Here is an 11,452-nt window from a genome sequence, read left to right as displayed (position 1 = left end):
CTGCAAGCGCAGCCCCTTTCGTATGCGTTTTTACGCGTCAGTGCTTGCCAGGCTCAACGGACAAGTGTCGACGACGCATGAGGTGATAGGCCGCCGGGATCACAAACAGCGATAGCAAGGGTGCCGTAACCATACCGCCAATCATCGGGGCGGCAATGCGGCTCATAACCTCGCTACCGGAACCGCCTCCCAAAAGTATAGGTAACAAACCAGCGATAACCACTGCCACGGTCATAGCCTTAGGTCGAACGCGCTGGACAGCGCCTTCACAAATCGCGGCCATCAACCCGCGTTCTGTGTTGTCACCGAGGTCTTGACGCTCGGTCCATGCATTTTTCAGGTAGAGCAGCATGATCACGCCAAATTCGGCAGAAACACCGGCCAAGGCGATAAAGCCGACCCCGGTGGCAACCGACAGGTTGAATCCCAACAGATAGAGAAACCAAGCCCCGCCCGTGAGAGCGAATGGCAGCGTGGCCATAATCAGCAAAGCCTCATCAAGGCGTGCAAATGTCAGGTAGAGCAACACGAAGATGATCAACAGCGTGGCAGGCACCACCAGTTTGAGTCGTGCGTTGGCCCTTTCGAGAAACTCGAACTGACCTGAGTAGCTCAGGCTCATGCCGGGCTGCAACTTGACCTGCTCACTGACGACCCGGCGTAGATCGGCGACTACGGAGGCAATGTCCCGGCCACGCACATCGATGTACACCCAGCCTGAAGGCCGTGCGTTCTCACTCTTGAGCATTGGCGGCCCGTCGTTGACCTTGATCTTCGCCACGGTGCCAAGGGTGATCTGGCTGCCTAGCGGGGTGTAGATCGGCAACTGCTCCAAAGCGCCGAGCGAATCCCGCCACTCACGAGGGTAACGTACGTTAATTGGGAAACGAGCCAACCCTTCAATCGTCTCCCCGACGTTTTCACCGCCGATTGCGCCGGCCACGATTGATTGCACATCGGCAATATTTAACCCATAGCGTGCCGCAGCTTTGCGATCGATATCCACATCAATATAGCGGCCACCGGTCAGTCGTTCGGCTAACGCTGAACTGACACCTGAGACGTCCTTGGCAACACGCTCGATGGCTTGGGTGACGGCATCGATCTCCGTCAGGTTGGTACCGGCAACCTTCACGCCAATCGGGCTTTTTATGCCGGTGGCCAGCATGTCGATACGGTTACGAATAGGCGGTATCCAGATGTTGGTTAATCCTGGGACACGCACCACTTGTTCTAGCTCCTCAACGAGCTTTTCCTGGGTCATGCCTGGGCGCCACTGTTCGCGTGGTTTGAATTGAATGGTGGTCTCGAACATTTCCAACGGTGCCGGGTCAGTCGCGGTTTCAGCGCGGCCGGCTTTTCCGAAAACATGTTCGACCTCTGGAACTGTCTTTATCAGACGGTCAGTCTGCTGAAGCAGTTGCGCGGCCTTCTGCGCCGATAATCCAGGCAGAGCTGACGGCATATAGAGCAGGTCCCCTTCGTCCAACGGGGGAAGAAACTCACCACCCAGACGAGAGATCGGCCACAACGCGCTGACAAAGACTAGCAATGCAACCAGCAGCGTTACTTTAGGTCGACGTAATACGGCGTCCAGAGCGGGCTCGTAGATCCGGATCAACCAGCGATTTAGCGGATTCTGTTGCTCATTAGGAATTCGTCCGCGAATCCAATACCCCATCAACACCGGAACTAGAGTTACCGACAGTCCAGCCGCTGCGGCCATAGCGTAGGTTTTGGTGAACGCCAATGGACCGAATAGACGTCCTTCCTGAGCCTCCAGCGTGAACACCGGAATGAACGACAGGGTGATGATCAGCAGACAGAAGAACAATGCGGGTCCTACCTCGGCAGCCGCTTCAGTCATCACGTGCCAATGACGTTCACCTTTCAGTTCCTTCCCAGGATTAGCCACGTGCCAAGCCTCGACCTTCTTGTGGGCGTTTTCAATCATCACCACGGCAGCGTCGACCATGGCGCCGATGGCGATGGCAATCCCGCCAAGGGACATGATGTTGGCGTTGATACCCTGATAGCGCATTACGATGAAGGCGATCAGCACCCCAACCGGCAGGGAGATGATTGCCACCAGAGATGAACGCAGGTGCCAGAGAAAGATTCCGCAGACCAACGCGACGACGATGAACTCTTCGATCAGCTTGTGGCTGAGGTTTTCCACGGCACGATCAATCAACTTGCTGCGGTCGTAGGTGGTGACGATTTCTACCCCCGCCGGCAGACTGCTTTTCAGCTCGTCGAGTTTGGTCTTGACCGCCGCAATGGTTTCTCGAGCATTCTTACCGCTGCGCAGAATTACAACGCCGCCGACGGTCTCACCTTCGCCATCGAGTTCGGTGATGCCTCGACGCATCTCAGGCCCCATCTGAATCGTGGCAACATCGCCCAGAGTGACCGGCACACCACCCGTGCCCAGTTTGAGTGGGATAGCACGAAAGTCATTGAGGGTCTTCAAGTACCCGGAAGCCCGCACAATAAACTCGGTCTCCGCCATCTCCAGCACCGCCCCACCAGTTTCCTGATTGGCCTTGCCGATCGCCTCGGTCACTTCAGACTGCGTGATACCCAAGCTGGCCAGCTTCACCGGATCAAGCTGCACCTGGTACTGCTTTACCATGCCACCCACCGTGGCCACTTCCGCAACGTTCGGTAGGGTCTTAAGCTCGAATTTAAGGAACCAGTCCTGCAAGGCACGTAACTGCGCCAAGTCATGCCCGCCGCTTCGGTCTACCAGGGCGTACTGGAAAATCCAGCCAACCCCAGTGGCATCAGGTCCTAAAGCGGGCTTGGCACTGGCCGGAAGCCGGCTTTGTATCTGGCTCAGATATTCCAATACGCGCGAGCGAGCCCAGTACAAGTCAGTTCCGTCTTCGAATAGTACGTAAACGAAACTGTCGCCAAAGAAGGAATAACCGCGCACAGTCTTGGCACCAGGCACAGAGAGCATGGTGGTTGCCAATGGATAGGTGACCTGGTTCTCTACGATCTGTGGGGCTTGGCCTGGATATGGTGTACGGATAATTACCTGAACATCCGACAGGTCTGGCAGTGCGTCAATGGGCGTACTTTGAACCGCCCAGATCCCCCATGCCGTGACAAACAGCGTCGCCAGCAACACAAGAAAGCGGTTAGCCACCGACCAGCGAATAAGGGCCGCGATCATGGCTGGGTCCCAGAGCGTTCCAGACGCTCAACGCGCAGACCATCTTCCGTCTGGCTGACAGCGATCCGAACCTTGTCGCCCGTTTTAAGATCCTTCATCAGAGCTGGAGCGGCGAGAGGGAAAGTCATCGTCATGCCTGACATACCCAATGTTCTGAAGGGACCGTGGGCGAGCGTGACTTCTTTGTCGTTGATCTCAACGATCTGACCATCGGCCTCATGCAAAGCGCCTGCGGTTACAGTAGATGGCGAAACGTCCAGTGAGCTTGCGACAACGCCCTTGAGACTGGCCTCCGAGTCGAGAAGGAACTGGCCAGAAGTCACCACTTTTTGCCCCTCTTCCAAGCCTTTCAATATCAGCGTTTTGCCATCGTTATCTTGGCCTAACTGCACCTCCACCGGGCGATATCGACCAGCGTCTTCAGAGAGCATGACCAACGTACGTCGACCGGTACGAATGACGGCCTCGCTCGGCACCCACAAAACACTTTGCTCCGTCGAACGATTGAGACTTACCTGCGCGGTCAAACCTGGCCTGAGTCGGCCATCCGGATTGGGTAACTCAACTCGAACGCGAAGTGTGCGACTGTCCGAACTGGTTTCCGGAAGAATCGCACTGACGACGCCCTTGAGCACAACTCCAGGGAGCGCGGACAAACGCGCTTCGGCTGCTTGCCCTACAACGATTGACCCAGCCTCCGACTCTGGTACCGCCACGGCCAGCCAGACACTGCTCAAACCATTAACACGCGCGAGCGTCTCGCCTGCGGCCACCGTCATACCTTCACGCACACTCAGCTCTTGAAGCACACCACCAATAGGGCTGGTCAGAGTCAGGTTCGGTTGAACTTTGCCACTGCGCTCAACTTGAGCAATTAACTTAGTTGGCATTCCGGTGAGCCTCAATCGCTGGCGGGCCGCTGTCAGCAAGTCAGCATCGCCACTACGCTTGAGGGCGAGAAATTCCTCTTGAGCAGCTGCCCAATCCGGCACCAAGATATCTGCCAAGGCGGCATTCACTTTCAGCACATCACCAGGTGCATGGGCGTACACGCGCTCGACAAAACCCGCCGTACGGGCCTGAATGACTGCAACGTCCCGTTCGTTGAAGGCCAGAACACCTACCACGTTCAGTGTCGAGGCAAATACCCCTCGACTGACACTAGCCAGTCGCACACCAAGGTTCTGAGTCAGGCTTGGATCAATTCGAATGCCGCCGCTGTCCCCCTTGGTATCTGCGTATTGGGGGATCATCTGCATATCCATGAAGGGTGACTTACCCGGTTTATCGAATTTCTGTTGTGGGTACATGGGGTCATACCAATACAGAACCTTTCGATCAGGAGAGGCTTTGGCTTCCTGATCCGGCTCGACACCAGCTACTTCGCTCATTCGCGGTTGGGCTAACCAGTAACCTCCGGCAACACCCAAGGCAATCGAGATGCCGACAACTAAAGTCCCTTTCCATACTTTGAAATTCATTGAGCGGGCTCCCCGTAAGAGAAATACAGGCGAGCGCTGGTGAGAGCACGTTGCTCTTCAACGTCAATCTGCTTGAGACGGGCTTCGATGAGTTCGCGTCGGGCGGCCACAACCGAGTTCAAATCACCTTTGCCGGAACGGTAGCTAGCCATGGTGAGTTCAACCTTTTCTTTAGCCAGCGGCAACAAGCTTTCCTGATTACGGTTGACTGCACGATTGAGTCGCTCGTAGTCGGCCAACTCATCCTCCAGTTGCTGGGTATGCTCGCGCGACAGAGCTTCCCGCTCAGCCTCAAGCTGGTTGAGTTCGGCGTGCTTTGCCGCAATTTTGGGGTTTTGCCGAGAGTCAGGAAACAGCGGGAGATCCCATGAAAACTGGACGCTAACCATGTCACCGAATTGTTTGCCTCGATGCTGATAGTCGAATTCCCAGCTCCAGTCAGATTGCTTTTCCGCCTCAGCTTCACGGATCTTGGCTTGTGCTTCACGGGTCATCGGCACATACGCCGCCAATTCAGGGTGATGTTGCAGCTTATGGGAGTATCCAGAGGTTTCAATGGGCCAATCAGGCAAGCTGCCCGCCGGTTTGTCATTGGCAGCTGGGCCAATCCAGCGCTTGAGGGCCGCCCGGGCCTGTGCACGTTGGCGAACTAAATCATCCTGCTGCTCCGCCAGTTGGGCAGCTTCCTGTTTAGGTGTCACCGCATCGGCGGGTTGGGCGCGGCCACCCGCAATCTGAGATCTGACGGTATCGGTCAGAAGACGGTTTTCTTTGTAGAAGTCCTGGAACATCGCATCTTTACGCTCAACCGAGTAGCTACTGATCCAGGCCAATGCCGTGGACTGTCGGACGTTCAGACGCGCCACTCGACGCTCAGCGGACGCTCGATCAACAGCCGCATCCGCGACCTCGATACGTGCTTTGCGCTTATCGCTGTTGGGCATCTCCTGTCTGACCCCGACCATTTGCATGGTCATGAAGTCCTGGTCGATGCTCCATCTGTCGGCACCACCAATGGGGTAGTTCTGCACGCCCAGCAGTAGCTTGGGATCGGGTAGTTCGCCAGCGGGAATGGCCGCACTGGTGGCTGCTTGAATTTTGGCGTCTTGTGCGGTCAACGACGGTGCATTGTTTTCGGCCAGCCGCAGCGCTTCATCGAGTGTCAATGCACCAGCAAGGCTCGGCAATGCCAGTACGCTTGCCGCCAGGCCGGCCACGAGGGACCAACCTGTGCAAAAGCAGTTGGAGTTCATGTTCACGATTCCTGTGATGATCCACCGCGCGCTTCATAAGACATGCGCGCAGATATGCCATCCCGCTAACGCGGAATGAGGCTCAGTGTGGTACAGGAATCAAGTACGGGGCGGTCGCCATAACCCAGAAGGGGTTTGTACGAGTGGGAAATGGCTGGAGAAGGGCGGAACGATTGGACTGGACAAGGTAATAGGAGGCTTGATGATCGAGACTTGCAGCATGCCGCCCGTTTTGCATTCCTGGCCCGACTTACAAGGTTTGCCATGCTCAGCGGTACTTTTCATGTCGTGGCAGCAGTCTTGACCCATACCATCCATCATCGCTATACCCATGGTTTTCATCGGGCATGGTTCAGTCGATGCTTGAACACCCGCCATCCCGCTAAGGGGAAGCGCCAAGCTAATTAGGAAAATCAGGCAAAACCGCACATAGCGTTTCATGGGCTAAAGTGTAGACGGTGCAAATGGCCCTTACAATTCACCCTTAAGACTCCTGTATTGGCTGTTACCAACGTCTATGCTGCGCTCATTTCCATGACAGGGCTTAAAGTACCTAACCATGCGACAAGACAGATAATGATGACCGCCATTGAAAACTCAAGTTTCATGCTACGGCGCAAGGCATTCACCGCGACAGCGTATTCGCCATTGCGAACTGATCGCTCCAATAAGGGGCTTAGATGAAAACGGTTAAGCGTGGCTAATACGATCATCCCTGCAAACAGCAGGATTTTCAAAAATAGTAACTGGCCATAAGTGCTGAGCATCACCTCATCGAGGCTCGGTCCTACGATAAATAGGTAATTCACCACGCCCGTTATACTGATGATTACTACAATCACCGCGCCGGCCGATTCAAACCCTGTCAGTACCCGAGCAAGAACTCGTACTTCCTGATCACCTTTCAGCGATTTTAAACGCAGCAGCAGTGCAAATGCTGCCAACGCACCCAACCAACCGCCTGCGGCCAAGAGATGGAAGATGTCGCTAGTAAAATGCCAGTAACGACGGCTCCCTTCGTCCATCGCACCATGCCCTGTCCATGCCAGCGTCGCAAGCGCAATGGCGCCACATACAGTGACAATCCAAAGACTGAGTGTCGGAAAGCGCTTACTCAGAGCAACGCCGAGAACAGCCGTCAGCAACGCCACTATCCGGACCATCCAGGTCAAACCGACGTCAGTCCCCATGAGAACCATTTGAAAAATATGGTGATGTAGCTCCATGAAGCCCGACACACCACTCATAGCTTTTGCAAGCAACAACATGGCTGCTAGAGACAGAGCTACACCTAAAACAGATGTACTGTAAAGAAGCGACTCAAAATTTAAAACCGCTCCCGATACTCTCTCTTTTCCCCTCAGGCTATAAAGACCAAATATTGCCAGTCCAAATAACAGCATCAGATCAAAATATAGAGCAAAGCGAACAGCTATATTTATTGAGTCGCTCATGAATCATTTCACTTTGAAAGAAAAATTGCCGGTGATTGGATGAGTGTCAGACGAGACGGCACGCCACTCAACTTTATAAGTACCTGTGGTCAATGGCGATGCAGGCGTAATAACCATTGTCTTAGGATCTCCACCGCCTGCAACGGCTGCTTTAACGCCCATTGGGGAGTTAGGCATGCCAGGCATATCGGTCATGATCAGCTTAGCACCGGAAAACTGAGTCGTTAGATTCTCAGAAAATTGCAGTTCAATTTTCGCAGGAGCAGCAACATCCGACCCTTCTGCTGGAGTAGAAGAAAGCAGCTTTGGATGTGCCTGAGCAACTGCACTCAAAAGCAAACCCGCTGTCAGTGCTACAGCTACGGTGGTGGTTTTAAGGAATGACATGCAAGACTCCTCACAGCAAAAGCTGTTGATTCTAGGTTTTTGATGAGTATCTAGTTATTACTTTTACGCTTATTAAAAACACTGGCGAGCTACCTAGCAAATTCCGTGTTCTACGGCGGCCTGGACAGGAATAATCACAAGAATTCCAACGTCACAGCGCAAGTACACGATGCCACACGAACGCAAACTATTCGATTACATTTCAGTCAGCTTGGACCTGCTTTGGGACGCTGAATTTCTTGAAAAAATGGTTAAAACTGGCTTCCGTTTTGCGACGTTCACACTGTGATAACCGTTCGCAAGACCACATAGCTGCTCGGGTGTATATGGTGTCGTTGATTAGGCATTTTCTGCACTCGCACATGGGAGCTGTATATGAAAGGCTGTTTTTCCATCTGACGACGTGCACCATATCTTGCCGCCATGCGACTCGATAATGGATCGAGTGATTGATAAGCCTAGCCCCGCATTACTTGGGTTTCCTTCTCTACGAGCGGGGTCCACTCGATAAAATCGATCAAACAGTTTTTCAAGGTGCTCAGGAGCGATAGGTTCTCCAGGGTTTTCCACGGAGACAGAGATTGACGTCCCTTCCTGCCTTATATTGACGCTGATACATTTCCCTGCGGAGGTGTACCGGAGGGCATTCGAGAGCAGATTAGAGATAGCCCTGTCGAGCATAAGAACGTCACCTCGGACGCTGCCCCTCCCTGTCACCTTAAGGTCGATGCCTTGCTCATCAGCCAACAAGCGGTAGTACTCGAGTAATTTTTCTACTAGCGCTACCAAGTCTATCGGTTTGTTTTCATGAGAAATCAGACCATTGTCAGATTTCGCTAGAAAAAGCATGTCATCGATCATCCGGCCCATACGCTTCAGGTCATCAAGATTCGAGTACAAGTTGTCTTCGTAGTCCTCAATATTCCTTTTTCTAGATAAAACCACTTCGGTGTGAGTCATCAAATTGCTGACAGGTGTTCGTAGTTCGTGAGCAATGTCCGCAGAGAAGTTTGATAAGCGAACAAATGCATCGTCAAGTCTAGATAACATTGCATTGAAAGAAAGCACCATCTGCTGAAGCTCTTTAGGAACGGCCGCTAAAGGAATCCGTTCTTTGAGCGATTTAGCAGACATTGACGCAGCAACTTGAGTAACCTGGCGAATAGGCCTTAGTCCACTGCTCGCGACCATCCAGCCCAGCGCCGCACTGACCAGCGCGCTTATAAACAACCCTATCAAAAACCAGCGTTCAAGCGTCTCAAAGAACGCCATATGTTGCGTAACGTCAAAGATCAACAGTACGGTCAGCGGTTTTTCTTGTCCCGTCACAATCGCTTGCGCCGTTATTCCCCGGAACGTTTGCTCATCATCCCGCCACTCCCAAACATTGTTGTTTGAAGTCGTACGAAAGCCTTCCGGAATATCGATTGGACCTGGATCAGCAAAAAGGGTCTTGCCCTGACCATCGAAGATCAGGGCTGTCAAATCTCGGTGAGCACCCAGCAGCGCCTCCAACTCAGGCTTAACATCACTGAACTGGTCAATGCTACTCAATCCCGTCAAAATTCTTTGGGTCGAGTGTAGCTTCTCGTTCAGCGCCTGCTGATCTAGCATTTTGAAATGATGCCGGCTAAGGCTGTTAAAACTGAGTCCAGCGACGGTGAGCACCGCCGTTACAGCTAGCATGAACATCAGGCTCATGCGGGTAGTCAGAGACATTCGATTCATTCCAGCCCCGTCCCAGAATCCGGCGCATCTAGCATGTAGCCCATGCCTCGGGAGGTGTGGATAAGCTTGACCTCAAAATCATCATCAATCTTTGCTCTGAGCCGCCTTACGGCGACCTCGATGACGTTAGTATCGCTGTCGAAGTTCATGTCCCACACCTGGGAAGCGATAAGCGACTTAGGCAGCACCTCACCTCGACGACGGAGCAGCAATTCGAGTAACGCAAACTCTTTGGCCGTGAGATCTATACGTTTGCCTCCACGGACAACCCTGCGCTTGAGCAGGTCAACCTCAAGATCAGCCAATTTCATATGAGTTTGGGAGGGGGCTGTACTCCCTCTTCGCAGCAGCGTTCTGACGCGGGCCAGCAATTCAGAAAAAGCGAAGGGTTTTATGAGGTAATCGTCTGCCCCCAGCTCAAGTCCTTTGACGCGATCCTCGACGCGGTCTCGCGCCGTGAGAAAAAGCACGGGGACATTTTTTCCGGATGCCCGCACCTTCTGAAGTACTTCCCATCCGTCCAGCCCAGGCATCATCACATCGAGAATCAGCAGGTCATAAGCCTCGCTCAACGCGTGTTGAAGCGCCTCCTTACCATTGGTAAAGCGATCAACATTGAACCCTGCCTCAGCAAGACCTTGCTGCAAATAAATGCCTATTTTGGGTTCGTCTTCCGCAACCAGAAGTCTCATGGGGGTGGCTCTCGAATGATTGTGATGATGAGTCTGCAAGGAAATGCTTCTGCCAACCAGCAACTGACAGAAAAGTAATATTGGCTTCAGGTAGATGTCAGCGAGTGCTGTCTAGGGTTCGAGCATGAGTACTCCCTAGTACTCGACCGACGCCTCCGCATGAAACCTTGGGGGAGCCGGAAAACAGATTAAAAAGGAGCTTCCTCATGAATCATCTAAAAATCCTTTTCTTTGTGGGTTCGATACTCATCTCAGCGTCTGCTTTGGCTGAAGGTGGCGCAGATCGGATTGCGGAGCGTATGGAAAGCCTACGCGACAAAGCAGAAGCGACCTTGGTGCAAGCTGAAAAAGCCCCAGAGGGAGAGCGCCATGTACACATGGCCGAGCATATGAAACTGCTGGGCGAGATCATGAACCAACTCCATCAGGATCACCCAAAAGCATCAATGTCGCCTCAGGAACATCTTTCCTGGATGGAAAAGCACGACGCTATGGTTGATGACGTTTTGAACCAAATGCAGCGCGAACACAAACTGATGCTTTCTGAGAACCATCAGTAACCGGGTACCTCCGATGGGCTGTTTGATCCGCTCGGTTGGTACGGCGTCATATGCGCGCCGCACTACTCTTGGAAACTGACAGAAATGTAGTGTTCACGTCAGTTAGCTGGCAGCTCTATCCTTTTAGCATAGCTAGTGTTTTCAATTTGCTCTTGAGGTCATCATGAAAGCTAAGCTCGTTACCCCAGTTATTGCGGCGATCACCCTATTCTTCGGTGCGACGGCCATGGCAGACGTAGGTCATGGCAAAGAGGACATCGGCCAGCCTGGCGTCGCCTCTGCGGTGACCCGTACGGTAGATGTGGAGATGGGTGATATTTTCTTCATGCCTAAAAACATCGATGTGAAGCCTGGTGAGACTATTCGTTTTGTCCTTCGTAATAAGGGCGCACTGCTGCACGAATTCAATATCGGCCAAGCCGCCGCTCATGCGGCGCACCAAAAAGAAATGGCGAGCATGTTCCAGAACGGAACGCTTACACCCACCGGGTCAGGGAAAATGACGGGCAGCATGGGTCACAGCATGGGAGGGATGAAGATGGTTGGAATGGAACACAACGACCCGAACAGCATGCTGATCGAGCCAGGAGCAACAAAGGAATTGATCTGGACCTTCAACAATACAACTGGACTTCAATTTGCCTGCAACGTGCCAGGTCATTACCAATCTGGGATGGTCGGTCAATTTGACCTGAAGTGAGCCTGAACTGACCACT

10 protein-coding genes are annotated in these 11,452 nt (G+C 53.1%); 2 read left to right on the top strand and 8 right to left on the bottom strand.

Going from position 1 to position 11,452, the window contains the following annotated elements:
- Window positions 1–37: 37 nt before the first annotated feature.
- The 8 genes from AO240_RS11480 to AO240_RS11445 form a co-directional block, all read right to left on the bottom strand.
- Complete coding sequence (locus AO240_RS11480; RefSeq protein WP_099236593.1) at window positions 38–3,181, bottom strand: efflux RND transporter permease subunit; 3,144 nt, start codon at window positions 3,179–3,181, stop codon at window positions 38–40.
- A complete protein-coding gene (locus AO240_RS11475) occupies window positions 3,178–4,662 on the bottom strand; it encodes an efflux RND transporter periplasmic adaptor subunit (RefSeq protein WP_019334917.1) in 1,485 nt (494 codons plus the stop codon). The genes AO240_RS11480 and AO240_RS11475 overlap by 4 nt, the downstream gene beginning before the upstream one ends.
- Window positions 4,659–5,915: a TolC family protein gene (locus AO240_RS11470; RefSeq protein WP_019334916.1), complete on the bottom strand. Its 1,257-nt coding sequence runs from the start codon at window positions 5,913–5,915 to the stop codon at window positions 4,659–4,661. Before AO240_RS11470 ends, AO240_RS11475 begins: the two co-directional genes overlap by 4 nt.
- Window positions 5,916–6,014: 99 nt before the next feature.
- Window positions 6,015–6,356 carry a hypothetical protein gene (locus AO240_RS28945; protein ID WP_074321238.1) on the bottom strand — a complete coding sequence of 114 codons (342 nt, stop codon included), beginning with the start codon at window positions 6,354–6,356 and terminating at the stop codon, window positions 6,015–6,017.
- A gap of 74 nt (window positions 6,357–6,430) precedes the next feature.
- Complete coding sequence (gene copD, locus AO240_RS11460) at window positions 6,431–7,369, bottom strand: copper homeostasis membrane protein CopD (RefSeq protein WP_019334915.1); 939 nt, start codon at window positions 7,367–7,369, stop codon at window positions 6,431–6,433.
- 3 nt (window positions 7,370–7,372) lie between these two features.
- Entirely contained in the window at window positions 7,373–7,756 is a 384-nt protein-coding gene (copC, locus tag AO240_RS11455) for a copper homeostasis periplasmic binding protein CopC (protein ID WP_017341635.1), read from the bottom strand.
- A gap of 339 nt (window positions 7,757–8,095) precedes the next feature.
- Window positions 8,096–9,484: a heavy metal sensor histidine kinase gene (locus AO240_RS11450; RefSeq protein WP_032708745.1), complete on the bottom strand. Its 1,389-nt coding sequence runs from the start codon at window positions 9,482–9,484 to the stop codon at window positions 8,096–8,098.
- Window positions 9,481–10,176 carry a heavy metal response regulator transcription factor gene (locus AO240_RS11445; protein WP_017341638.1) on the bottom strand — a complete coding sequence of 232 codons (696 nt, stop codon included), beginning with the start codon at window positions 10,174–10,176 and terminating at the stop codon, window positions 9,481–9,483. Before AO240_RS11445 ends, AO240_RS11450 begins: the two co-directional genes overlap by 4 nt.
- Before the next feature lie 206 nt (window positions 10,177–10,382).
- Between AO240_RS11445 and AO240_RS11440 the strand changes: the two genes are divergently transcribed.
- A complete protein-coding gene (locus AO240_RS11440) occupies window positions 10,383–10,736 on the top strand; it encodes a co-regulatory protein PtrA N-terminal domain-containing protein (protein WP_019334912.1) in 354 nt (117 codons plus the stop codon).
- A gap of 163 nt (window positions 10,737–10,899) precedes the next feature.
- Window positions 10,900–11,436, top strand: coding sequence for a plastocyanin/azurin family copper-binding protein (locus AO240_RS11435; protein ID WP_019334911.1), 537 nt, complete (start codon window positions 10,900–10,902; stop codon window positions 11,434–11,436).
- Window positions 11,437–11,452 lie beyond the last annotated feature (16 nt).

This window comes from Pseudomonas sp. ICMP 460 (assembly GCF_002723595.1).
Classification (GTDB): Bacteria; Pseudomonadota; Gammaproteobacteria; order Pseudomonadales; family Pseudomonadaceae; genus Aquipseudomonas; species Aquipseudomonas kitaguniensis.
Note: the sequence above shows the minus strand (reverse complement) of the source record. Positions and strands in the feature narration are given on the sequence as shown.